The following is a 26772-nucleotide window of genomic DNA, read 5'->3' on the forward strand; positions in this document are numbered from 1 at the left end:
TATTAGTTTTATGTATCGATTATAGCATAGAAATAAAGAAGGAGTCAACTAATTAATTAATACTATTTTTAAACAATTATTATTATTTAGAGAAATATTGTTAATAAAAATGCAAAGAAAAAGATTGAGTTTGCTTAATTTGAACATTTAATTATAAATAAACACGCAATTTCAATTAATTTTCTGATAATTGAATGAAAATATCAAAAATTTGTTGTACATTAAAGAAAAGTCTGTTAAAATATAACTAAGCAGAGTGTGTTAATTAATTAACATACTATAGTAATTATAATTACTATTTCTACAAAAAAATGATAATTTTTATTACAGACTTAATCAAAATCATTTAGCCTATGATAAAAATATAAATAGAAATTGATGAGGAGGCGTATTTTTGTGGGAAAATATAAAGTTGGGGACGAATTAATAATTGTAAATGATCCAAGCAAGGATAATGAGAAGTTAAAGGAATTAACAAAATTAACTGTTGATGGAGACTTCGCACAAATATCTTGGGGAATAAAAATATTAGAAGTAGAATATGACAAGCCATATGTGACATTAACTTATAAAAATGTTAAAGGCGAGAAAAATAAAGTTTTTTCTGAATGTAGAGACATAGAGAACTTTGATAAAGAAAAAGTTTTGGAAAAGGCATTACTTAGAGCATTCCAAAATGAACTTATAAATATATCAGTTGTTAAGAATATTTGTCAAATATAATTATAAAAATTAAGGAGCATTATAAAAAATGCTCCTTAATTTTACATAGAATTCCATTGTAAAATCTTTACTTTTAAGGGCGTTTGTAATATAATGAATTCATAAATTTATGAGATTTATAAATTATTAGGATGAGAAAAGGATGGCGGGTTTTATGAGTAGGTGTCCATTTTGGTCAACAACAAAAGAGAAAGTGGAGTGTTATAGTGAATGCCCTATAAAAAGTGAATCATTAAAAGGGCAAGATGATAAGCTTTGCATTTTTAATGAATGTAGTGAGTCAAGCAGTATCGATTTTAAGGAAATTATGAAAGAAGACTACGGTTTTCTAAATTTGCCTATATATGATGACGAAAAGAGAACAAATATTAACTATTAATGCTAAAGAAATATAGATTAGAATATATGAAAATATTCTAATCTATATTTTTATTGATAAAAGAAGTATATGTTTATTTGATCTATAAAAATATTATAATATTTATAGATAAGTTCGCGAATTAACTTAGTTTTGTAGAGTTTTACTCTTGTGCTTCATAAGAGTTTGTATATTTATGAAGAAGAGAATGTTTTAAAGACCATAAATTTTGTGATAAATCAACATAATAAGTATGAGGATTTTCAAATCTAAGTACTTCAGGCCACAGCTTATCAGTTTCAAGTTTTGAAAAATCTTTTATTTCTAAAACTGTAGGAGATTTATACACGCACTTTCCACTTTTGAATATTGGTGATTGAAGTTCTTTAGTGTAATAGTTCTTGATTTTTTTTCTCTTCCATGTATGAATAGGGTCGAATATTATTAATGGTTCATTCTCGTTAATGTTTTCATCTCTTAAAGTAATTAAATCCGCAATGGCCTTGTGAGAGTTTTTATCAAATATTCTTATTATCTTCTTAAAACCTGGATTTGTTATTTTTTCTTCATTTTCGCTTATTTTAATTTTAGGGATAATGTCATTATCACCTTCCAATGCAACTAATTTATAAACGCCGCCAAAAACTGGTTCTGACTTAGCAGTTATAAGTCGCTCACCAACTCCAAAAGAGTTTATACATGCACCTTGATCTAATACATCTTTTATAATATGCTCATCAAGAGAGTTAGAAACTACAATTCCACAATCTTCATATCCAGCTTCATCTAACATCTTTCTGCATTTTCTTGTTAGATAAGTAATATCGCCAGAATCTATTCTTATGCCACGAGGTCTCTTGCCAAGAGGTTTTAAAACTTCATTAAATACTTTTATTGCATTTGGAATTCCTGACTTTATGACATTGTAGGTATCAATAAGTAATACACAATCATCTGGATAAATTTCAGCCCAGGCTTTAAAAGCATCATATTCTGTATCATATAATTGAACCCAACTATGAGCCATAGTTCCAACAGCAGGGATATTAAACATTCTGTCTGACATAGTGCAGGCTGTTGAACTACATCCGCCTATAATAGCTGCTCTAGCACCATAAATTGCACCATCATAACCTTGAGCTCTTCTTGAACCAAATTCCATTACAGGACGCCCATCCGCTGCTCTACAAATTCTATTAGCTTTTGTGGCAATCAGTGTCTGATGATTTATTGTTAAAAGAATCATTGTTTCAAGGAATTGAGCTTGAATTACGGGACCACGAACAGTTACAAGAGGTTCGTTTGGAAATACTGGGTTTCCTTCTGGAACAGCCCAAACATCGCAACTAAAATCGAAGTCTCTTAGATAGTCAAGAAATTCTTCGGAGAAGGCGTGTTTATTTCTTAGATAAGTAATATCGTCATCAGTAAATTTTAAAGTACTTAAATAATCAATTAATTGTTCAACTCCAGCCATTATACAGTATCCGCCATCATCGGGGATTCGCCTAAAGAACATGTCAAAATATGCTATTTTGTCTTTAAGTCCTTTACGGAAATAACCATTACCCATAGTCAATTCATAAAAATCAACTAACATCGTTAAATTTCGTTCATCCTTAACATTAAAACTAGATTTATTATCCATAATAATCTCCTTTAAAAAAACATGTAAATAATTTTATTTTATAATTATCGTTTAATCCATTATAAATTAAAATGCATAAAACTATTGTACATCTATAAGAGTTTGATTACAATATAGTTGCTTATAACTTAAAATCAGACATATATTAATTTTTTGAATTTAAGTAGAAAATATTCAGTATTATGAGAGGAAAATGAAATTCATATAGTAATTATGGAAAGAATTTAAAATATGTAAGTCTTATATAAAGAAATTCATAAATGCTGAAATGTAAATAGGAATGAAAGAAGGAGCATTACAGTGGGGTACGATCTTGATAAATATCAGATGGATGCAGTAAAGGCAGAAGAAAAAAATGTCTTGATAGTTGCAGCACCTGGATCTGGAAAAACTACGGTTATAATAAATAGAGTTGATTATCTAGTAAAGCATAAAAGAGTAGCTAATGGAAATATAATAGTAATTACATTTACAAAAGCTGCAGCTCAGAATATGAAGAATAGATATGTATCTAAATTCAATACGAACAGTTCACCATTTTTTGGGACATTCCATGGATTATTTTATAAGATACTTTTGAGATGTGGAAGAAATATCGATATAATTGATGGAGCCGTTGTTCACAAAATAGTTAGTAATATTTTAGGCAAATACTTTGATGAAGTTAATGAAGATAAGATTAAAGAAGCAATAAATAACATTTCTTTGTATAAAACTTCAAGAGTTCCTCTAAATGAGTTTAAGCCATCAATTGCAAAAGAAATTTTTGAAGAAGCATTAGAAAAATATGAAGAGTATAAAAGAGAACATAATAAAAGAGATTTTGATGATCTAGCTATAGAAGTATTAGATCTGCTAAAGAATGATAAGAATATGTTGTTGTCTTATAGGAAATTATTCAAGTATGTTTTAGTTGATGAATTTCAAGATTGTGATGAAATGCAAATAGATTTCTTAAGGTTAATAAATGAGGGGGAAGATAATAATCTTTTTGCAGTGGGAGATGAAGATCAATGTATTTATTCTTTTAGAGGGTCAAAGCCAGAGTATATGGTTAACTTTGATAAAATATTTATAGGTGGGAAAAAATATTATTTATCTATAAATTATAGAAGTAGAATGAATATAGTTGATAAATCAAAAGCTGTAATAGGCTATAATGAAAAGCGAAATAATAAAGATATAAAATGGAATAAAGAGTGTGATGGCATTGTTAAGTGGTTTAATCCATATAATGAAAAGATGCAGGCAGAAAGTTTGACTGATATAGTTATAAATAATAAAACTTTAGGAATTAATTATGAAGAAAATGCAGTATTGTATAGGACTAATATAGAGTCTATGTCTATTATTGATGTATTAACTAAAAGAAAGATTCCATTTACGCTACTTGATAGAGAATATAATTTTTTTGAGCATTTTATTTGTAGAGATTTAATCTCATACTTAAGATTAAGTGTAGATGAGTTCGATAGAAATAGTTTCTTGCAAATAATAAATAGGCCTTTCAGATATATAAGTAAGGGAAATTTATTTTATATAAAAAATTATGATAGAGAAGAAAGTCCATTCACTATAATGATTAGCAAAGATGATACACCACCATTTCAAAAGAAAAAACTCGATGAGCTAAGAAAGGATATAAACTATTTAAATAAGATATCTTTATCATCAGCAATCGCATATATAGTAATGGATTTAGGATATAGAGATTATCTTCAGGAATATGCTAATAAATTTAATCAAAGTTTTGAGGATTTAGAAGATATAATAGAAGAATTTAAATTATCAGCAGAAGGATATAAAACTATATTTGAATTTCTAGAACATATAGAGGAAGTAAAACAAAGTATAGAGGAAAGTAAAAGAAAAACTAAGAGAGAAGGCGTTATCTTAAGTACTATACACGGTGTGAAAGGAATGGAGTTTAAAAATGTCTATGTTATAAATTGTGTAGAAGAAACAATCCCACATTCAAATAGTATAAAAGATAATATAGAAGAGGAGAGAAGGCTTTTCTATGTTGGAATAACTAGGGCAATAGATAACCTTTATCTATTTTCTCCGAGAAGCAGGAAAGGCCAATTTAAGGATGTTTCGAGGTTTATTATCGAAGGAAAATTAAATGATATGCCAGTTGATACTTATGGATACGAGATTGGAAATAAAGTAGCCCATAGAACGTATGGTATTGGAGAGATTGCTGGATTTGATGAAAATGACAAAGATAAGATTAAATTGAAGTTTGATGATGGAATTTTTAGAAGTTTTTCTTTGAAAATTTTGGTTGATAACAATTTAATATCAAAATGTTAAATTAAAAAGATAATAATTAAATTTAAGTTGGTAGAACTCCATTCATGTAACAGTTGAGAAATTATTATGTGAATGGAGTTATTTTATTGTTAAATTATTTAATCACAAGATTTTTATAATTATCTTTTGTAATCACTTTATCTTTTACCAAATATTTATCAGGAATATTTTTATTAAGTAAAAGATTCTCCATAAGTTCCTGAGCTGCGATTTCTCCAACTTCTGTAGCACTTATGTATGCGGAAGCTATAAGAGGAGAGTTTTCTTTTTGAAATTCATCCTTTGCTACATATCCACCTACCCCTACAGCAACAGAATTTTCTGCAAGACCAGATTGATCCAGTGCTTTTATTGCACCAATGGTGCCAGCTTCATTTGCAGACATGACAAACCAATTTTTTATATTTTTATTAGAGGTTATAGTTGAGGCAGCAGAATAAAAACTTTTTTCTGATTGTCCATTATATTCAGCTTGAAAAATATTTTCTCTTGGAAAGCTTGGAAGTTTATTTTTAAATGTTTCTAATTGTCCTTCAGTTCTAGGTATGCAACTAGATACAGAATCCATTGACATAAGCAGAAGTCCTGAAGAATTAGGATCACTTAATTTATTATTCTTTTCTAAATAATCAACCATGAGACTAGTCATATCCCTTCCGATTTGATTAGAATCTATTCCAACAAATGGTGCAATATAATTACCTTCATCATCAGTGAGAGGATCATCGCAGGCTATAACAGCAATGTTTGATTTCTTACATCTATCTATAGTGATCTTACTTAATTTTTGATCAGGAACGCATATTAATATACCATCTACTTTTTGAGTAATTAAATTATCCAAAGCAGATAAATACACATCAGGATTCATTTTAGCATCTATAGTAATTACATCTTTTGCTCCCATAGCCAAAGCTTTCTTTTTAGCAGCTTCACTTTCTTCCTGAAACCAAGCTTCATCTAAAGTTTTGTAAATAACAGCAATAACTAAATCAGATTTTTTTAAGCTCTGTTTAGAAGTTGTAGTATCACAAGAGAAAGCAAAACTAGATAAAATTATTATTACAACTAAAAGTATTTTCTTATTCATGTAAATATAAATTCCTTTCACAATTGTTAAAATATATATTTGGAGTAGTTATAAATTAACTAAATCACTATATTAGAAATAGGTAATATATAGTATAGATATTATAGATGAACATGTTTAATAAATATTTCTGATTTCGGTAAGCCATCACCCAACTATAGATTTTTAAAATAAGAGTCTCTAAATTGGTTGGGAGTGATACCTGTAACTTTTTTAAATAAGATACTAAATTGTTGAGGACTATTAAATCCAAGTTTGTCTGATATTTCATAAAGCTTATAGTTAGTGGATAAAATTATTTCTTTAGATTTTTCAATTCTAGCTTTTAAAATATACTGCGTAACATTCTCACCTGTTTCTTCTTTAAAGATTCTGCATAAATAAACTTTATGGACATTAATGTTTTCTGCTATATCTGTTAAGCTTAATGATTGATTAAAGAGATTTTTTGTTATGTAATCTATGGAATCAGCAACCTTTTTACTATATTTATTCTTAAAAGAGTTATTAAAATTAATATTTATTATTTTAGTGAAGATCTCAAGAAACCATTCGCTCATTTCTTCAACGGTTTCTTTTGTTGATAATATTTCTATAGGTATATATGAAGTAGAAAAAATATCTTCATAGGCTATAGAATATCTATTACAAGTTCTTACTACTAAATCTAGGAGAGAGGAGTTAATATAGTTTAGATAATTAAACTGCATAAACCCTCGTATATCTTTATCATATAAATGAGTTAATTCTGATTTTAAGTTTTCAATATTATTTTGTTCAATGGATATATTAATGGCATTAATTCTTTTTGTTAAAGTATCAGTATCTAAGTCTAAATTTTTAACAAAGGTATTATTTAAAATTATAGTATCATTGCCTAGGAATACCTTCATTTTAGAAAGTTTAAATGCTTCATCAAAGTATTTCTTTATTTTAAATGGCTTTTTAAAGGTTGAGCTTACACTTATTGTTAAGCTGATATTGTGCATGAGGGAAATCCTTTTCCTTATTTCCTGTGCTAAATAATAACATTCATTTATTATATCTGCTTCACTAATGGTTGGTGTCAAGCGCACAATAGCTGTAAATTCTCCATTTTCACTATAAAAGCATTCTCCAATGTTGAGTTCTTCGATAATTTCAGAAACATTTTTTATTATTTCATTAAGAGTCTTTGTATAAAATTCTTCATCTTCTATATACTTAAAAAAATTATCTATTTGGATGAGGAACAGCACAAAAAGTTTTCCATTTAGATTAAGGTTAAGGTTTTCAATAAGGTTATAACAATCATCTTCACTTATATCATTAAATATAAGCTTTCTTAGTGCAATATCCTTATTTTCCTTTAGGAAATTTAAAAGTTTATGTTCTTTTCTTATTTCACTTTTTTTTATAGTCATATTATCAAGATCAGTTTTAGTCTTTGCTAATATTCCATATAAATCATTAGGTGTTATTAAATCTTTTATCAAGTAGTCTGTTACTCCCATTTTCATAGCTCTTTGCGCATACGTAAAGTCCTCATAGCAGCTTAATATTAAAAATTTTTGAGATTTATTTATTTTCTGTATTTCTTCTATTAAATCTAAACCATCTATAATAGGCATTTGTATATCTGTAATAATAAGATCTGGTTTTATATCAGCATATTTGTCTAGTGCTTCTTTACCATTTGAAGCGCTATATACTATTCGAAAATCAGTTTCTTGCCAGTTTATAATGTACGAGAGAATTTCCCTTGCCGGTATTTCGTCGTCTACAATCATTACCTTATACATGCTGTTTGCCTCCTTTTTTAGAATTAAGGCACATTGACTTGTTATTTTCAGAATGTGCTCTAGTAAATGTATGGAATATTGAATTCTATACAAGTTCCAATTCCTGATTTGCTGTATACTTTTAAGTCATATTCGCTTCCAAAATATAGTCTGAGTCTTTCACTTATGTTATCTAGGCTTATACCATTAAAGCCTTTGTGAGTTGATTTTCTCTTACTAATTCCTACGCCATCATCGATAATTTTTATTTTTATAAAATCTTTTTGTGGAAATATATCTATTTTTATAGTCCCCGCACAACCTTTAGGCACTATTCCATGATAAAGAGAATTTTCAATAAGTGGCTGAAGAATAAGTTTTGGCACTAAACAGTTATTCAATTCTTCAGGAATATTACATACTAGTTTAACTATATCTCCATATCTATACTTCTGTATCTTCAGATAATTTTGAGTGCATGTAAGTTCATCTTTTAAGGTTATAAGTTTTTTACTTGTTGATATGCTTTGTCTTAGCAGACCATTAAATGATTGAATAAGTTCTCTTATTTCATTTTGATTATTTTTTATAGCCAAATAGTTTATTGTATTTAGTGTATTATGTATAAAATGAGGATTTATTTGTGATTGCAGTAAATCCAGCTGGGTTTTCATAGATTCAACTTCAAGCTTCTTGTTTTCCTCTTCTTCCTTATAGATTTGTTCAATTAGATTTTTTATATTGTAAATCATTTTATTAAAACTAATTATTAGATACTTAAGTTCGTCTTCGGTTTTAGCTTCTAGCTTGTCTGGCCATTCTCCATTTTCAAACTTATTCATTGCTTTTGTAATATCATATATAGGATCTGTAATTTTCTTTGAAGTAAAGTGGCTGATAAAAATTACAACTGCGATACTAAAAATACCAATACAATAAATTAACCATCGAATAGAATCGAGGTTTCTGGTTAAAGAGTCCAAAGATATTAATCCAATAACTCTCCATTCTGGATATGCTTCTATAACACTATTAAATTCCATATATTTTACGTTATTAACATTTACAGTATAATTATTAACTTTTTCAAGCATTATATTGTCATAATCAATATTTCCTATTTTATAAATCAGATTACCATTTTTATCAACAATAAAAGTGCTGTCAAAGACTCCATGGCAGTAATCATCTATATTCATAAATAAATTCTTTTTCTTTATATTGATCATAAGGTAGCCGATAAGGGAGTAGTTTTCTTTATCCAAATACCTAGAAAAATAAGTTATAGTTGTTCTTTTTTCATAGTCGGCATTCTCATAATTAAATGGAAAAGTATTAGGAGAAGAAAATTTATCCAAGTATTATAATTGAAAAATATATAGTTATTCGATTTCTTATCTTTGTGATTTTTTTTACCTTCATTGATCATCACCATAGGAAATTATAGCACTAAGAGTATAGGAATTCTAGTGAAGGTATGTACTTAATAGTGGATTTAAATTTATGTACTGGCTAATTATAAATTAAAAATGTGGTGTAGAATATATCTTTAAATAAAAATGATGAATATTTTTAATTGAGTTCTGTATGGAAATCGGAGTAAAGAAATGTTTATTATTTTTTAAAACCAACGATGAAAGAGGGATATATAAAATTTATTTTTAATTAAGTTAATATTTTATAAGAAAAGTTAATAAATAAGATTTTTATAATGGAACGATTTCAATATAATGTGATTAACGATTACAGAAAACAATAACATACTGTAGTTTACGGAAATATGAACAGTTTATATTTAGAGTACTTATTAAAATCAATTATGGAATTCTATGTGAGATGTAAACGTTCGTAATTTTAAAGGAGGAAAAAAGCATGTTAACCGTTATTTCATTTTTATTTTGTATCGTATTAGTAGCAACAATTACGTATCGTAAGCTAAAGGGGCAAAAAAATAATTCAAAAGATTCTTATTTCTTAGGTGGACGTAGTTTGACAGGTGGTGTGATAGGGGCATCTTTATTACTTACAAATTTAAGTGCATCTAATTTTGTAGGTATGAGTGCTCAAGCTTATTCAAGCAATATGAGTGTTATGGGCTGGGAAGTTGGCTCTGGTATTACTCTTGTAATTGTAGCTTTATTTTTACTTCCAAGATATTTAAAACAAGGGGTTACAACTGTGCCTGATTTTCTTGAAGAACGTTTCGATTCAGGTGTTAAAAAGATAGTTTCAATATTATTTTTATTAGGTTATGTTTCGAATCTACTTCCAATAACTCTTTATTCTGGTGCTATTGCATTGGCTCAAATATTTAACGTGCAAGAAATGTTTGGTATAAGCTATACAGCTAGCATTTGGATTATGGTTTGGATTATCGGTATAATAGGATTTATTTATGCTATACTTGGTGGATTAAAAGCAGTTGCAGTATCAGACACATTAAATGGTATAGGACTAGCTATTGGAGGATTAATAGTACCTATATTTGGAATAATATATTTTGGTCATGGAAGCTTTTCAACAGGATTATCAAATATATTAGTTAATCATTCAGATAAATTCAATGCTATAGGAACATCACAAGATCCTATACCTTTTGGAACTTTATTTACAGGAATGCTTTTAGTTAATCTTTATTATTGGGGAACTGATCAAGCAATCATTCAAAGAGCATTAGCAGCTAAAAATTTGGCAGAAGGGCAAAAGGGAATAATTTTTGCAGGACTTTTAAAAGTATTAACACCATTAATAGTTATAGTACCAGGAATAGTAGCTTTTCATATATATGGAGCAGGTGTTGAAAATCCAGACTTATTATATTCAAGACTAGTAAACGATGTATTACCAAAACCTTTGATTGGTTTCTTTGCAGCAGCTATGTTTGGATCAGTATTAAGTGTGTTTAATGGAGTGTTAAATAGTGCATCAACCTTATTTGCATTAAATGTATATAGTCCTGTATTTGGAACAGGAAAGTCTGATAAGGAAATAATATCAAAGGGTAAGATATTTGGACTTGTGTTAGCTATAATTTCAATGACTATAGCACCATTTATAATGTATGCACCACAAGGATTATTCCAATACTTGCAAACAGTAAATGGTTTCTTCAATGTGCCTATATTCACAATAGTTTTTATAGGATATGTAACAAAAAAGGTACCGGCTATAGCAGCAAAAATATCAATAATATTTTTTGTATTAACTTATGGAACACTTCAATTAATAATAAAACCAGAAATGCATTTCCTTCATCAATTAGGAATCTTATTTGTAATCACATGTATGATTATGCTAATCATTGGTAAAATAAAACCAAGAGAAAAGGAATATGTGTTAAAAGACAATAAAGTAGTAGATATTAAGCCATGGAAATATCGTTATGAAGCTTGTGGAGTAGTATTATTCTTGATGGTATCAATGTATGTTGTTTGCTCAGGATTAGGATTTGCCAGTGGAAATGGAATAGGAATTAGAACATTGGTACCTATAGCTGTAATTGCAGTAGTAATGTATGGATTAGTGAAAGTAGTCAAGGCAAGAGGTCTAAGAAAGAAAGCTGGAGATAATGCAGAGTTAGTTTACAGAAATTCAGTAGAGAAATTGGATTTTTAACTAAAAAGTCATTGGGGATTTAGTATAGGTGAACATATTTAATCCTAATTATGTATAAGCAGAAATCATACTTAAATAATGATTTAGTAAGTTGATAAAGTTAGTACTATTATAGGAGTTTCTGCATAATATATTATACCCATATAATTTCAAACATCTCTTCAGATAAAATCTCCCACCTTATTTATTTAAGGGGGAGATTTTAGACTTTTTGATTAATGCTTTATTTAGAACAATAAATGATGTGCATTAAATGATTAATGTTCTCATATAATATTAACATCCTTTTAATATTTATTTTCTTTTAACATTACTTAGCTCCTTTATAGGAGATTTGTATTTATTATAATCAAGGCAAAAAGCTAGAAAGTTTAATACTTTCTAGCTTTTATATATGTTGCAATAATAAACTTACATTTAAAATTCTAATAATCTAAGTGCTAATTAAAATAATAATGTATAAATTAAATTGAGGTATATATACATTCTAAAATATTAAATTATTTACGTCTTATAAATATAAACAAATCATACTTTTTTGAAAGTATGGAGTATGAAAGAAAGCTAATAACACCAGTTACTAATGTTAATATTAAACTATCAAGAAATGGAAAGGTGACAGCTAAAGAAGGAATTTTAGTCTTTAGAAAAGACATAATCATAAATGGAATTAACACAATTCCAAAGATTAATAAGGAGCGAAGTTTAGCACTGGATGTTTCCTTATGTCTTAAAATAGTATTTGAGATGAAATACCCTATAGATATTAGAATACAAGTAATTAAGGTGCTCATTAATACTCCTTTTTCAAATAAAACATCTAGTAAAGTAAAGAAAAAAACTAGTATTGAAAAAGTAAATATTCCTTCAAGTACTTGTTGAATAGCAGACACTGAAGAATTATACTCATAAATTAACTTATTACAAAACTTATCCAGATCCTTGTTGCATTCTAATTTTTTTGTTGGAACTTTCTGATTTTGAGCTGTAAATACAATATCAAAAATTTGTTTTTCTATATTTCTTGGTAATAAAAGGCTAAAGTTATGTTGCATCAAACATGCTTGTATAGCATGATAGGTCTCTAAGTAGTTATTTTTTAATAAAGATATATTAGGTCTACTTTGCATGTTATCCCCCTCTTAAAAACTAATGATTTTAATTTGGTATACATTTATTTCTAGAGTTAATCATTTTGATGTATTAAAATCACGGCAATTACACCTTCTACCATTTTAGCAGAGGGAAGTTAATAAGTAAATAAGTTGAAGTAATGCAAAATTGTGAACAAATATTTTAAGTCATTGTATGTAATTGGCTTATAATATATAATTTATAGTATATTTATGCAGGAGTTAAAAATATAAATAAAACAATAAAGGTTGGTTGTGTTTATATGGAATTAAAAAGATTTAATCAAAAGGATATAATTTTTGCCTTAGATATAGGAACTAGGTCAATTATAGGTACAGTAGGAATAGTAAAAGATAAGAAGTTCCAAGTTGTATGCGAGAAATATTTAGAGCATGAAGAAAGAGCCATGGTGGATGGGCAAATACACGATATTAATTTAGTGGCGTCTGTTGTTCAAAAAGTTAAGAATTATCTCGAAGATGAACTTGAAATACAGCTAAATGAAGTATCTATTGCGGCGGCAGGTAGATTTTTAAGAACTATTGATGTGAGAGCAGATATTGAGCTTAATGATGATGAAGAAGTTAATAAAGAAATCATAAGAAGTCTTGAATTGAGTGCTGTAAAAAAAGCAGAGGAGCAGATAGCTTCTACAACTGAAGGAAAACTATATTGTGTTGGATATTCAGTTAGAAATTTCTACTTAAATGGATTTTTAATATCTAATTTATTAGGGCATAAGGGAGAAAACATAGGGGCAGAAGTTATAGCAACTTTTTTACCTAGGTCTGTAATTGATTCACTTTATGCAGTAATGAATAGGGTTAATTTAAAGGTTGTAAATTTGACTTTAGAGCCTATAGCTGCTATGGAAGCTGCTATACCTAAAAATTTAAGACTGCTTAATATCGCGCTTGTAGATATAGGAGCTGGAACTTCAGATATAGCCATAAGTTCTAAAGAAAGTATATCTGCATATGGAATGGTTCCAATGGCTGGAGATGAGATTACAGAAACTATTGTTCAAGAATATTTAGTAGACTTTAATACAGCTGAAAATATAAAAAGATCTATAGTAAAAGAAGAAGAAATAAAATATATTGATGTTCTGGGTATGGAAAATACAATATCATCAGAAAGTGTATACAAACTAATTGATTCTATTGTTATTAAGACTGGAGAAGAAATATCTAAAAAGATTTTAGAATTAAATGGGGGCAAGGCTCCAAGTGCTGTATTTTTAGTAGGAGGTGGAGCTCATACACCCGGAATTTTAGAGGCCATTGCTGATAAATTAAAATTACCACCTCAAAGAATAGCTATTAAAGATAGGCAGGCAGTGATAGAGTGTGTTTCAGATAATGATATGGGATCATCAGGTGTAACTGTTCTAGGAATAGCTTTAACAGCGATACGTAGTATGGGCAATGATTTTATTGATGTTGTTTTAAATAATGACCCAATTAGTTTATTTAACTCCCATAAACATAATATAATGGATGTATTGCTTCAGGCGGGAATAAATCCATCGCTGCTTATAAGCAAAAATGGTAAAAGTGTCAGGTTTAACTATAATGGATGTAAAAGAATTGTTTTTGGTGAATATGGAACTAATGCAAAGATCACAATAAATGGAGAAGAAGCAACTCTTGAAACAGAAGTTAAAGCAAATGACAATATAATACTAGAATACGCACAGAATGGAAAAGATGCAGCACCTAAATTATCAGAAAATATAAGAAACATAAATTCAGTTTCTATTTATTTAGATGATAATATTATGAATATAGAACCTGTAACGCTTGTTAATGAGAAAATAGAAAGTTTAGATTATACAATAAAAAATGGTGATGAAATAAGAGTATTCTTGCCATGTAAAGTTAATGAATTTAAGAAGTATATATTAAAAGAAGAAGTAATATTACTAAAAGGTGGAGAATACTTAGAAGATAATTATGAAATTTCAGAAGGTGATCACATTGTAATTAAAGCAATGGATTCATATATAGGACATGAAGAGGCTGCGCAGTTAAATGATAAGGAAAATCATAAAGAGACGACACAAATACAGAATGTAGAAAGCTGCGATGAAGATTCTGAAAATAATGATTCAGACAAAATTGAAATAGCAATTGCTAAAGATGAAATTAATAATATAACAGTTAATATCAATGGAGAAAGCGTAATATTGAAAGGAAAAGTTCAATATCTAATAGTAGATATATTTGAATATATAGATTTTGACTTAACAGTTCCAAAAGGAATAATTAACTTGAATTTAAATGGGGAAAAGGCACCATACACAGCAAATATAAAAGATGGAGATATAATAGAAGTTTTTTGGAGTGATAATTAAAGCTTATTATTTCTTAAAGCTAATATTTTAAATTTAGGCATATTCAAAATTAAAATAAGCCGATATGCGAATTTATTTTGTACAATTGGCATATTGTCTTCTTTAAATATGCTTAAAAATTTAATTATTATTAAATATGGAGGAATTAGAGAAGTGATAGATTTCAAGAAAGAAGCTAATCTTATAAAAGACGAACTTGTAAAAATAAGAAGGGATTTACATGAACATCCAGAACTTGGATTTGAAGAAGTTAGAACTTCTAAAGTAATTAAGGATTTTTTAGAAGCTAATAACATTCAGTATATTGAAGTAGCAAAAACAGGTGTATGCGGAATTATAAAAGGTACGAAAGAAGGAAATAATAAAACTATAGCCTTAAGAGGAGATATTGATGCACTTCCTATTAAGGATATGAAAACTTGCGAATTTAAGTCAAAAATTGATGGAAGAATGCATGCCTGTGGACATGATGCTCATACAACAATACTTATGGGAGCAGCAAAATTATTAAATGATAATAAAGATAAGTTTTCCGGTACAGTAAAGTTATTATTTGAACCTGCTGAAGAAACTACTGGTGGAGCTACGCCTATGATAAATGAGGGAGTTTTAGATAATCCAAGAGTTGATTGCGTTATTGGACTTCACGTTGATGAGGAAACAAAATGTGGCACTATAAAAATAAAAAAAGGTGTAGTTAATGCAGCCTCAAATCCGTTTAGTATAAAGATAACAGGTCAAGGAGGTCATGGAGCATCACCTCATACTACTGTTGATCCTATTGTTATTGCTAGTCATATTGTAGTAGCACTTCAAACAATAGTAAGTAGAGAAATATCACCAGTTAATCCGATTGTTATAACTGTTGGTACATTACATGCAGGAACTGCTCAGAATATTATTCCAGGAGAAGCTACTTTAAGTGGAATGATTAGAACAATGACAAAAGAAGATAGAGCATTTGCAATAAAAAGATTAAATGAAATTGTAAATGGGATTGCAGTTATGTCAAGAGCTAAAGCAGAAATAAAAATAGAAGAAAGTTATCCTTGCTTATATAATGATGATGAGTTTGTAGATTTAATAAGTGATAGCGCAAATGAAATTTTAGGAAAAGAAAATGTTTTAGAACAAAAAGCGCCTAAAATGGGAGTTGAAAGTTTTGCTTATTTTGCAAATGAAAGACCAAGCGCATTTTATTTTTTAGGTTCAGGAAATAAAGAAAAGAATACTACTGAGCCAGCACATAGTAATTTGTTTAATATAGATGAGGATTGTCTTCCAATTGGAGTTTCTATTCAAGCTTTGGCAGCATTTAATTATTTAACAAAGTAATAGTATTATTTTGCAATTTTATGTAAAATAAATTGACAATATGTTTAAAAAACTAGATAATGCTAAGGGTAATAAATTTAGGAGTGATTATATTTGAAAATAGAAATAGGTCCAAACGAGGCAGGTCAGAGATTAGATAAATTTTTAAGAAAATTATTAAAAGATGTGCCATTAAGCGCAATTTTTAAAGCTTTAAGAAAAAAAGATATAAGGGTTAATGGAAAAAAAGAAAATGAGAAATACTTCTTACAAGAAGGCGATGTAGTAGAAATAAAATACATACAAAGTAACAAAGAAGATAAAAAAGAAAAGTTTATTAAAGTTGATCCTAAAAGAATCAAGATTGCATATGAAGATGAAAATGTAGTAGTAATTGAAAAATGGCCAGATGTATTAGTTCATTCAGATAGCAATAATAGTGAAGAACCAACTCTTACAGATTATGTTCTTTCTTATTTAAATGACAAGGGTGACTATATTCCAGAAAACGAAATAACATTTACACCAGCAGCATGCAATAGATTAGATAGAAATACTTCAGGAATGGTCATCTTCGGAAAGACTTTCGAAGGTTTAAAGGCCATAAATGAAGCCATTAGAGAAGATGAAATAAGAAAATATTATTACGCTTTGGCAAAAGGAAAAATAAGAGCTGGACTTTATGAGGCGTACATATTAAAGAATCCTGAAACTAACACATCTAAGATATACGATACTGAGGTTAAGAACTCAAAAAAAATATCAATGGAAATAAGTATAGTGGAAAGCAATGGTGCATATTCACTTTTAGAAATACACTTGATTACAGGAAGAAGTCATCAAATTAGAGCGCATTTAGCACATTTAGGAAACCCTATAATTGGAGATAATAAATATGGAGATAAGAAATTAAATTCATTTTTTGAAAGTAAATATGGTCTAAATTTTCAGTATTTATATGCTTATAAGTTGAATTTTAGAAAAATTAACGGAAAATTAGAATATCTAAAAAACAAGACTATAGCATTGGCATTACCTCCAATATTTAAAAAAATAAAGCAAGATGTATTTAAGTTCTCACTTAGATAGGAGGTAATTATGGAAGAGCAATCAGCCAATAGTAGCAGAGGCTTTTTAATTCTTTCAATAGCAGGGCTTTTAACCAAAGTTATATCAGTTTTTTATATACCACTGCTTCAAAGAATAATTGGATTAGATGGATATGGGATATATCAGAATTGTTATGAAGTGTTTTTATTTGTATATGCAGTTACCAACCTTGGTACTCAACCAGCTATTGCTAAGGTTGTTGCAGAGCTTACAGCATTGGGAAAACCAAACGATGCTGTAAGAACTCTTAAAATATCAAGAACTCTCTTATCATTAGTTGGTGCGGTATTAACTATTTTTTTAATGCTGTTTGCTTTTCCTATTGGAAATATGATTGGAAATCCAGCAGCTTCTTACGGAATTTTAATGCTTGCACCAAGTATATTTGTTACATCACTTTTATCATCATATAGAGGATATTTTCAAGGAAGAAATAGCATGACTGCAATTGCGGTATCACAAGTATTAGAACAAGTAATAAATATCGCAATTAGTTTAGCTTGTGCATATTTCCTAGTGCACATAAGTGTTGAATATGGTAGTGCAGGGGGAACCATAGGTACTTCTGTGGGTGCTTTCGTTGCATGTCTATATATGGTATATGTTTATGGAAAGAAGAATTTTGAAGAAGATTCTGTGTATGCTCAACAAAATGTTAAAAGAGTAAGAACTAAGCATATCATAAGAAAGTTAATTAAATACGGTTTACCAATAACATTAAGCTCAGGGCTTCAGAATTTTGGTAGCTTAGTAGATATGGTGAACGTAAATAGTAGATTAGCATCTGCGGGATTTAATTTACAGCAATCTCATGTGCTTTATGGAGTTCTTGGAAGATACAAGACTTTATTATCTGTTCCATTGATAATAGTTACTGCCCTTGGGACAACCGTATTACCTGCTGTTTCAGCAGCTATGGCATTAAAAGATAAGAAGGAAATAAGAAGAAAAACTACTTTTGCTTTCAGAATAACATTAATAATAACAATACCAGCAGCTGTAGGTCTTTCTTGCTTAGGGCAAGAGGTTTTTGAATTGCTTTATGGAACTGATCAAGGGTTTGAATTAATGGTGATGGGATCAGTAGTTTTAGTTCTCATGGCTGTTGTGCAAATACAAACAATAATACTTCAAAGTATGAATAAGCTTTATTATGTGCTTGGAACATTTAGTATAGGGATAGTAGCTAAAATAATAGCAAATTACATATTAGTAGGCATACCAGAAATTAATATTTTAGGAGTAGTAGCAGGAAACTTTTTATGGTTTGCAATACCAATGATCTTAAATAAAAGAGCATTAAAAAAGGCACTTAGAGTTAAGATTCCTCTTTTTAGAAGTGCGGTTAAACCTCTTTTTGCTTCTGCAATAATGTCAGGTATAATATTTATTCTCAAGACACCAACATCAGTTATATTAACATTAGCTAATGGAAATACTTTCTTGAAAGCAATCACAACGATTTTAATTATTTCTATAGCTGGTTTTGTTTATTTATATTCAATGATGTTAATAGGTGGAATAAAAAAGAATGATATTGACAGTATATCACCTAGAATATTTAACTATTTACCTAGATTTTTGAGAAAAAAACTTCAAAAGTAAAGAATGGGATTTAACTATAAACATTTAGTCAGTGTATTTATAATATCTACTACGGTCAGATGGCTTCATAGAATTATATAATGTACACTAGCAAAAATTATAGTTAAATCCCAATTTGGTTTAAGAAAGAACAAAATCTTGTTAAGATAAACTATATAAATAACTCAGATATATATTAATATTCATTTTCTCCAAATGTACCAAGGTACGTAAAAATTAAGAAAACAAGACCCATTATAATAAAGTTATTTACCACTAAAGAATTCGTGAACATATGTTTTGAAAATATGTTTATAATTAAGAAAGTTAAAAATCCAAGCAATATATATATTACTATATTAAACTTGTTTAAATTAAGTTCAATATGTTTGTTAACCTCGTACATATTGAGGATAAATCCAATTGTACACGCTACAAGCATAGTTAAACTATAACCAAATATATTAATTGAATGAATAGCAGTAAATATGTATAAACATATCAATTCAATTACAGCTTCTATTAGCGAGTTTCTTAAAATTATTCCCTGTCTATTAAGTCCATTTAGTATTCCAAACATAGTTACTGCAGGAAAGAATATTGGTGCAGTAAGTGAAGCAAATCTAATATACAGACCTAAGTCATTTCTCCCATAAAACATCTCACCAAGGCTATGAGGAATAACATTACAAATTATTGTGGTTGCTATGCCAAGCAAGAAAGCAACTTTAAGAACCTTTCTTATTCGAACAGAGGCTTCATATTGTTTTCCTAGAACTAGACTTTGAGAAAGATCTGGAATTAATAATGTATTAATTGTTGAGACTACAATTAACGGTATTGTTATTATGCTAAGAGCCATCCCAGTATACTTACCTATCATACTTAAAGCTTCAGTATAAGTGAAGCCAGCTACTAGTAAACGCCGAGGAACAATTAGTGTTGAAAGAGTCCCTAGGATATTAGTTAAAAAACCATTTGCACAAAGTGGAATTGCGATAATTACCACATCAAAGAGAAGTTGAAATCTGCTTTCAGTCTTTTCATAAGAAATAGGCATTTTTCTAATAGAGTATTTGTAGTAAATATAGAGGAAAAATAAGCTTTGAAATTCACCAATGCATAATGCGACTGTAGCTAAGGTTACCATACTTTCTAAAGTATTAGCTTTAGTAAAAAATATAAGCATGCTTACAGTTAGAATTCTCATGGCCTTTTCAAAAATATCAATTATAGCTGGCACTGTAATCTTAGAAGTTCCGTAAAAGTATCCTTTAAGTATATTTGAAATTGCTATGCATACCATAGCTGGACAGATAACTTTTATTGCATTTATAGTACGAGCATCATTTACACCATATTTTCCAATTAGTGGAGCACATACAAACACTAATATACCTACCAAGAGCGCCCAAGATATGTTAAATAATGAAACAACTCTAATTGTTTTTTCTATATTTTTATGTTCTCCTTTTTGTGCATAGACAGCAGTTATTTTAGATATAGAAGCAACTATCCCTGCAGTCATAAGACATATAAATAAATTGTAAATAGGCATAACTAAATTATAGAGTCCCATTCCTTCAGCACCTAGGACTTTAGAAAGATAGATGGAAAATATAAAACCAAGTATACCAGTAGTCACATTAGAGGACACCAGTAAAAAAGAATTTTTTAAAAAATTATCTTTGCCCAAAGTTCATTCACTCCTTTAAATTACTTTAAATAATATTCAAAATGATAACTAAATATGAATTTGAAAATTTTAGATATAAAGGTAGAATGATATAAAATAAAACAAATATTTACAAAGAGGTACTAAAAAGATATAATTATCTGTGGCTAAATTATAAAAAACAATTGTACTAAATGGGGGAAACATAATGAACAAAATTTCAGATAATGATATGATAAATTTTTACTATAATGCATTGCCATCTATAGAAGTCCTTTTTGATGAAGATGTATCTATGGCATTAACTGATACTAAGCAATATTTATATACAAAGTACAGCCCTAAATTGGAATTAAACACAAATAAGGGAGATATAATTCCAGAAGGAGGAGCTATAATTGAAGCGTTGAGAACTGGGACTAATATGATAAAAGTTGTGCCAGAGCATGTATATGGAACTGCTTTTAAATCATTTGCAATTCCAATTAAAGAAGAGGGTAAAGTTGTAGGTGTTTTTGTCGTAGGAAAAAGTTTAGAAAGAAAAAATGCTGTGATGAGTATAACTAAAAATTTATCAGAAACTTTATCGCAAATATCGATAGGTATAAACGAAGTTGCAAAAGATGTACAAGAGTTAGCGACAATGAATGAAAAATTATTATTGGAAACTAAAGGAACTAATGAAAAGACCAAAGATACAGATAATATAGTAACATTTATTCAAGGAATTTCATCACAGACAAATTTATTAGGTTTAAATGCTGCGATTGAAGCGGCTAGAGCTGGTGATGCAGGTAGAGGGTTTAATGTTGTTGCACAAGAAATTAGAAAACTATCTAATTCTTCAAATGAGTCAATAAAACAGATAGATTCAGTTATAAAACATATATCAACATCAATAAATAGCATAAATGATGGTTTAATTAAATCTAATGATGTCTCACAAAGCCAATCAGCTGCATTAGAAGAAATAGCAGCATCTATAGCAGAGTTAAACTCAACAGCTAAGAAATTAGGAGAATTAGCTGAAAATCTTTAATTTATGGAATATTAATTAACATATATAAACATCTTTACATAGTAAAAAAGAATATAAAAATTAGTAGGAGTAATAATACATATATTTTATGTGAGTTATTGCTCCTATTTTAATATGTAAAACAAAATAAAATAAAATGAGACAAATATTTACAAGGAAATGTTAAGAAGATATAATTATCTAGACCAAATCTATAAAAAAACAATTGTATTAAATGGGGGAAATATAATGAACAAAATTTCAGATAACGATATGATAAATTTTTTCTATAATGCAGTGCCATCTATAGAAAGTCTTTTTGATGAAGATATAGCCATAGTATTAACTGACACTGAGAAATATTTATATACAAAATATGGCCAAGAATTAGTGTCTAGTGTAAAAGCAGGAGATCTAATACTTGATGGTGGTGCTATAGTTGAGGTAATAAGGACAGGTAAAAATATAGTTAAATTTGTTCCAAAACATGTATACGGTGTTGAGGTAAAATCATTTGCAATTCCTATAAAAGAAGAAGGTAAGGTTGTTGGAGTTTTTGTAGTTGCCAAAAGTCTATCTAAGAAAAATGCTGTTACAGATATCACGAGGAATTTAACGGAAACTCTTTCACAAATATCGATAGGCATAAACGAAGTTGCAAAAGGTGTACAAGAGTTGGCTACAATGAATGAGGAACTATTATTAGAAACTAAAGAAACTAATGAAAGAACAAAAGATACAGATAATATAGTGACTTTTATTCAGGGGGTATCATCACAGACAAATTTATTAGGATTAAATGCTGCAATTGAAGCGGCTAGAGCTGGTGATGCAGGTAGAGGGTTTAATGTCGTTGCACAAGAAATTAGAAAACTATCTAATTCTTCAAATGAGTCAATAAAACAGATAGATTCAGTTATAAAACATATATCAACATCAATAAATAGCATAAATGATAGTTTAACTAAATCTAACGATGTTTCACAAAGCCAATCAGCTGCATTAGAAGAAATAGCAGCATCTATAGCAGAGTTAAACTCAACAGCTAAGAAATTAGGAGAATTAGCTGAAAATCTTTAATTTATGGAATATTAATTAACATATATAAACATCTTTACATAGTTAAAAAGAATATAAAAATTAGTAGGAGAAATAATCCATATATTTTATGTGAATTATTGCTCCTATTTTAATATGTAAAATAAATAAGATTTTTAAAGAGAGGTCTTATTTTATTAAATTTACAATATAAATTTAATATGGATATTATGATTTGTACATAAGAAGTATTTTTAGAATTTAATTATAGAGGTAAAGGAGGGAAGTGTAGTGAAAAGATTTCTAAAGTTTTTGATTATATCAATTATAATAGTTGTACTAGCTTTTGCTGTATTTAAATTATCTAATGAATATAGGATGAATACATTAAAAAATAATGTTAGCTGGAGTGTTGTTTATAAAAATTGTAAAGATTCTGTAGCTTTTGAGAAAGATGAAAACCAAAATACCTATATAGCTTACAATAATTATATTAAAGTTATTAAAATAGATGGTAGGGAAGAAACTTTATTGGAGGATAAATCCTTAGAAATAGAAAACTTGCTTTATTATAATAATAAATTGTATTTTATTTCTAAAACAGATTTATATGAATATGATTTAGCATCCAAAAGTTTAAAAAGCATTTTAGGGAATATACCTAGTGAAGGGAAATATTTAGATAGGAATTTAATTATAAAGGATTCAAAGTTACTTTTAGCGATAGGAAGTGCTACGAATTCAGGAATAGCATCCAATGATGGCGAGTATCCGCAAAACAAAATACCTTACGATAAAAGCTCTATAGATGTAACATTAAATGGATTCAATTATGGTGAAAAGAAAACAGGAGCTTTCATGCCATATGGAAATTCCAGTGAAGGAGGGCAAAGAATAAAAGCTCAGAGTATAGCAAACTCTTGTATAATTGAAGTGAATCTAAATAACGATAAGACATCATTATATGCTTCAGGAATAAGGAATGTAAAGGGATGGGATCTAGATAGTGAAGGAAACCTAATTGGAATTGTTGGTGGAATGGAGAAGATAGGGGATAGGCCTATTAATAGAGATTTTGATTATTTGTATAAACTAGATAAAGGAAAATGGTATGGTTGGCCTGATTTTAGTGGTGGAGATCCTATAAGTTCACCAAGGTTTAAAGGGGAAAAATTAGTATCACCTCTTATTGCTAATCCTCCTAATAAAACAGTTCAAGCACCTATATATCAATATTCAGAAGTTGGTGCTATAAGATATTTAGCCATAGATAAAGATGGAAAAATATTAGAGAAGAATGCAAATGTATATTTTAATAGTAAAGAGAATCTTATAGCTGGAATAAATTCAGAAAGTATCGTATATGACTTACTAAAGTTAAAAGATAAGAGCAAAATACAGGGGATTAAATATTCAGATGGAGATATTTATATATTGGATAGTGGAATGGGCTGTATATATAAATTACAATCTAATGATTTTGGGTTAAAATTTAATCTTCCAAAACCAATTTGGATATTTATATTTGTATTTTTATTTATACTAACTTGCTTAATAATATTTAAATTTTATTCTAAGCGCGGATATAAAAAATAATAAATAGAAAATTGAACTGTCTTAAGTGGTGTTTTATCAACTTAAGACAGTTTTATTATCTAAGTAATCTAATAAACAAAAATAATTTATATTCAAATTTATGGAATAAATGCTAAAATATAATAAAAGGTATTAGTGATAATGGAGGAGATGTTATGGGAAAAACATTGGTAATTAATCTAGAGAATATTATATTTCAAGGTGATATATTAGATGTAGGAGAAAAAAATCTTGGTATAATATATAATATATCAAAGGAAGCAAAGGATGAGATATCATTAGACTATGTATCTAGCGATAGTAAAGTAGAGCTAAAAGATAGAAAATATGATGCATGTACATTTTTCTTTGAGTTGAATAAAATATGGACCAGTTTAGAAAAAGAAAGATTAATAAGAGAAATAAGTTCATATATAAGAGAATCTGGTGAAATATTTATTTGGGATATTAATAAAGAAAGGGGAAAAATATTTAATAATAAGATAAAAGTAATATTACAAAATGAAAAGGTTAAGGAGTTTACGTTTAAAAATTTAAATGTACTTTTAAGTTCTAATATTGAAGAAATAAAAAAAATTCTTGAAAAATATTTTGAAATAGAAGAAACTAAAGCATGGGAAGATGTTTTCTTCATAAAAGGAAAGAAACTGAAGACTAAAGCTGAAGTAGAGGAGAAAATTAATTATGAAGGTATTAATCACAGCAGTTGACTCTAAATTCATTCATAGTAATTTAGCAGTTAGATATTTAAAAAGTTTTACAAGAGATATGGATTATGAAAGCAAAATAAAAGAATTCACTATAAACGATAGGGAAGGTAGAATACTTGAAGAAATAATTAAAGAAAAACCAGATATTGTAGCATTTTCAACATATATTTGGAATGTTGAACTTATTTCAAGAGTAGCGAATTTGATAAAGAGAGTGGATTCCAATATAGAAATCTTATATGGTGGACCAGAAGTTTCATTTGACTCAAGAAGTTTCTTAAAAAATAATGTAGGAGAATATGTTATTGAAGGTGAAGGAGAAAAAACTTATAGAGATTTTATTTTGTATAAGTTAGGTAAAATTAAACTGGAAGATGTCAGAGGGCTTCATTATAAAATTAATGATATAGTTTATTCCAATGAAAAGCGTCCACTTATGTCTATGGATGAAATAGTTTTTCCGTATGAGGAAAATGAAGATTTGACTAATAAAATTGTATATTATGAGGCTTCAAGAGGATGCCCTTTTAACTGTAAATACTGTCTTTCATCTACAAGTCATGGAGTTAGATTTTTAGATATTGATAGAGTGTTAAAGGATTTAATGTATTTTATAAATAAGGAAGTTAGATTAGTTAAATTTGTTGATCGTACATTTAACTGTAATTCTAAATTTGCTATGGCAATATGGGATTTCTTAATAAATCAAGATACGAATACTCAATTTCATTTTGAGATATCAGCAGATATATTAAAGCCACAGGAAATAGAACTTTTATCAAAGGCCCCAAAAGGAAGGTTTAGATTTGAAGTTGGAGTTCAAACCACTAATGATGAGGTTTTAAGAAATATAAATAGATTTGTTAATTTTAGTGATATAAAAGAAAAGGTTCTAGAAATTGAAGCATTAAGAAATATAGATCAGCATTTAGATTTAATAGCAGGACTTCCAGGAGAAGATTATGAATCTTTCAAAAAGTCTTTTAATGATATGTATGAAATAAAACCAGAGGAAATACAACTTGGGTTTTTAAAGTTATTAAAGGGATCTTCTATGAGAGAAGATGCAGAGAAATATGGAATGGAATACTCGCCATATCCACCATATGAGATATTAAAAACAGATAAGATCTCATACGAAGAGTTATTAAAACTAAAAAAGGTAGAAGAGATGGTAGATAAATATTATAATTCTCAGAAGTTTAATCATATAATTAGATATTTTGAGAGAAAATTTGAGTTGCCATTTGATTTTTACTATAGCCTAGGGATGTTCTTTGAAGATAAAGGTTATTTTAGCAAAAACATAGGAAATGCTGAATACTATAAAGTATTTTTAGATTATAGTGAAAGTGTATTACAAGAAGATAACAAGCATTTAAAAGAGATTATTAGATTTAATTACTTAATATTTAATAAGAAACGTGGTCTCCCAGAATTTTTGAGAAGTGATATGGAGAAAGAAGAAGAAAAGAGTATAAAAGAAAGACTTAAAGAAAAATATTCATTTAAAGAATATTATCTAGAAAAATTTAGTATCAATTTAGAAAAGTATATTTTAAACAATGAAATAATAGAAGAAGATTCATATTATATGTTTAATAATAATAATGAATATGTTTATTTGAAGAATATATAAAATATACATACTCAATAGAAAATGATACCGACAATAAAAGAATAATGTATTGAGCAATGTAGGAGAACCTAATCTAGATGGAGTAGGT

19 protein-coding genes are annotated in these 26772 nt (G+C 28.3%); 13 read left to right on the forward strand and 6 right to left on the reverse strand.

The window, feature by feature from the left end; translation table 11 throughout:
* The first annotated feature begins 396 nt into the window (after positions 1 to 396).
* Both PZA12_RS07355 and PZA12_RS07360 read left to right on the forward strand, forming a co-directional pair.
* The gene (locus tag PZA12_RS07355; RefSeq protein ID WP_011968671.1) at positions 397 to 723 is read left to right on the forward strand and encodes a hypothetical protein; all 327 of its coding nucleotides are present in this window, start codon (positions 397 to 399) and stop codon (positions 721 to 723) included.
* A 142-nt stretch (positions 724 to 865) separates the two neighbouring features.
* Complete coding sequence (locus PZA12_RS07360; RefSeq protein WP_236895129.1) at positions 866 to 1102, forward strand: hypothetical protein; 237 nt, start codon at positions 866 to 868, stop codon at positions 1100 to 1102.
* 142 nt (positions 1103 to 1244) lie between these two features.
* On the opposite strand, the gene PZA12_RS07365 is transcribed toward PZA12_RS07360, so the two are convergent.
* A complete protein-coding gene (locus tag PZA12_RS07365; protein WP_103697691.1) occupies positions 1245 to 2729 on the reverse strand; it encodes a nicotinate phosphoribosyltransferase in 1485 nt (494 codons plus the stop codon).
* Between the two features lie 300 nt (positions 2730 to 3029).
* Between PZA12_RS07365 and PZA12_RS07370 the strand changes: the two genes are divergently transcribed.
* Positions 3030 to 5045, forward strand: coding sequence for an ATP-dependent helicase (locus PZA12_RS07370; RefSeq protein WP_103697692.1), 2016 nt, complete (start codon positions 3030 to 3032; stop codon positions 5043 to 5045).
* 94 nt (positions 5046 to 5139) lie between these two features.
* Here PZA12_RS07370 and PZA12_RS07375 read toward each other — a convergent pair whose 3' ends face one another.
* From PZA12_RS07375 to PZA12_RS07385, 3 genes are all read right to left on the reverse strand, one after another.
* The gene (locus tag PZA12_RS07375; protein WP_103697693.1) at positions 5140 to 6135 is read right to left on the reverse strand and encodes an arabinose ABC transporter substrate-binding protein; all 996 of its coding nucleotides are present in this window, start codon (positions 6133 to 6135) and stop codon (positions 5140 to 5142) included.
* A 155-nt stretch (positions 6136 to 6290) separates the two neighbouring features.
* Positions 6291 to 7916 (reverse strand): response regulator transcription factor, encoded by a 1626-nt coding sequence (locus PZA12_RS07380; protein WP_103697694.1) that lies wholly within the window; start codon positions 7914 to 7916, stop codon positions 6291 to 6293.
* Positions 7917 to 7975: 59 nt separating this feature from the next.
* Entirely contained in the window at positions 7976 to 9094 is a 1119-nt protein-coding gene (locus PZA12_RS07385) for a sensor histidine kinase (RefSeq protein WP_245159991.1), read from the reverse strand.
* Between the two features lie 673 nt (positions 9095 to 9767).
* Between PZA12_RS07385 and PZA12_RS07390 the strand changes: the two genes are divergently transcribed.
* Positions 9768 to 11510 (forward strand): solute:sodium symporter family transporter, encoded by a 1743-nt coding sequence (locus PZA12_RS07390; RefSeq protein ID WP_103697695.1) that lies wholly within the window; start codon positions 9768 to 9770, stop codon positions 11508 to 11510.
* Between the two features lie 500 nt (positions 11511 to 12010).
* On the opposite strand, the gene PZA12_RS07395 is transcribed toward PZA12_RS07390, so the two are convergent.
* Positions 12011 to 12640 (reverse strand): hypothetical protein, encoded by a 630-nt coding sequence (locus PZA12_RS07395; RefSeq protein ID WP_103697696.1) that lies wholly within the window; start codon positions 12638 to 12640, stop codon positions 12011 to 12013.
* Between the two features lie 266 nt (positions 12641 to 12906).
* Between PZA12_RS07395 and PZA12_RS07400 the strand changes: the two genes are divergently transcribed.
* The 4 genes from PZA12_RS07400 (at position 12907) to PZA12_RS07415 (ending at position 19029) form a co-directional block, all read left to right on the forward strand.
* The gene (locus PZA12_RS07400) at positions 12907 to 15000 is read left to right on the forward strand and encodes a cell division protein FtsA (RefSeq protein WP_103697697.1); all 2094 of its coding nucleotides are present in this window, start codon (positions 12907 to 12909) and stop codon (positions 14998 to 15000) included.
* A gap of 153 nt (positions 15001 to 15153) precedes the next feature.
* Positions 15154 to 16335: a M20 metallopeptidase family protein gene (locus PZA12_RS07405; RefSeq protein ID WP_103697698.1), complete on the forward strand. Its 1182-nt coding sequence runs from the start codon at positions 15154 to 15156 to the stop codon at positions 16333 to 16335.
* 93 nt (positions 16336 to 16428) lie between these two features.
* Positions 16429 to 17403, forward strand: coding sequence for an RluA family pseudouridine synthase (locus PZA12_RS07410; RefSeq protein WP_103697699.1), 975 nt, complete (start codon positions 16429 to 16431; stop codon positions 17401 to 17403).
* Between the two features lie 9 nt (positions 17404 to 17412).
* Positions 17413 to 19029, forward strand: a complete 1617-nt coding sequence (locus PZA12_RS07415; RefSeq protein WP_077837930.1) for a putative polysaccharide biosynthesis protein — start codon at positions 17413 to 17415, stop codon at positions 19027 to 19029.
* A 175-nt stretch (positions 19030 to 19204) separates the two neighbouring features.
* Here the strand turns inward: PZA12_RS07415 and spoVB are convergent, their stop codons facing one another.
* Complete coding sequence (spoVB, locus tag PZA12_RS07420; RefSeq protein ID WP_103697700.1) at positions 19205 to 20704, reverse strand: stage V sporulation protein B; 1500 nt, start codon at positions 20702 to 20704, stop codon at positions 19205 to 19207.
* Positions 20705 to 20891: 187 nt separating this feature from the next.
* On the opposite strand from spoVB, the gene PZA12_RS07425 reads away from it, so the two are divergent.
* The 5 genes from PZA12_RS07425 (at position 20892) to PZA12_RS07445 (ending at position 26684) form a co-directional block, all read left to right on the forward strand.
* Positions 20892 to 21722, forward strand: a complete 831-nt coding sequence (locus tag PZA12_RS07425; RefSeq protein WP_103697701.1) for a methyl-accepting chemotaxis protein — start codon at positions 20892 to 20894, stop codon at positions 21720 to 21722.
* Positions 21723 to 21950: 228 nt separating this feature from the next.
* On the forward strand, positions 21951 to 22781 hold the full coding sequence (locus PZA12_RS07430; RefSeq protein ID WP_103697702.1) for a methyl-accepting chemotaxis protein: 831 nt from the start codon (positions 21951 to 21953) through the stop codon (positions 22779 to 22781).
* A 249-nt stretch (positions 22782 to 23030) separates the two neighbouring features.
* Positions 23031 to 24335, forward strand: a complete 1305-nt coding sequence (locus PZA12_RS07435; protein ID WP_103697703.1) for a hypothetical protein — start codon at positions 23031 to 23033, stop codon at positions 24333 to 24335.
* Between the two features lie 155 nt (positions 24336 to 24490).
* Entirely contained in the window at positions 24491 to 25045 is a 555-nt protein-coding gene (locus tag PZA12_RS07440) for a hypothetical protein (RefSeq protein ID WP_103697704.1), read from the forward strand.
* On the forward strand, positions 25020 to 26684 hold the full coding sequence (locus PZA12_RS07445; RefSeq protein ID WP_103697705.1) for a B12-binding domain-containing radical SAM protein: 1665 nt from the start codon (positions 25020 to 25022) through the stop codon (positions 26682 to 26684). The genes PZA12_RS07440 and PZA12_RS07445 overlap by 26 nt, the downstream gene beginning before the upstream one ends.
* Positions 26685 to 26772 lie beyond the last annotated feature (88 nt).

It is taken from the genome of Clostridium beijerinckii, from assembly GCF_036699995.1.
GTDB lineage: Bacteria > Bacillota > Clostridia > Clostridiales > Clostridiaceae > Clostridium > Clostridium helianthi.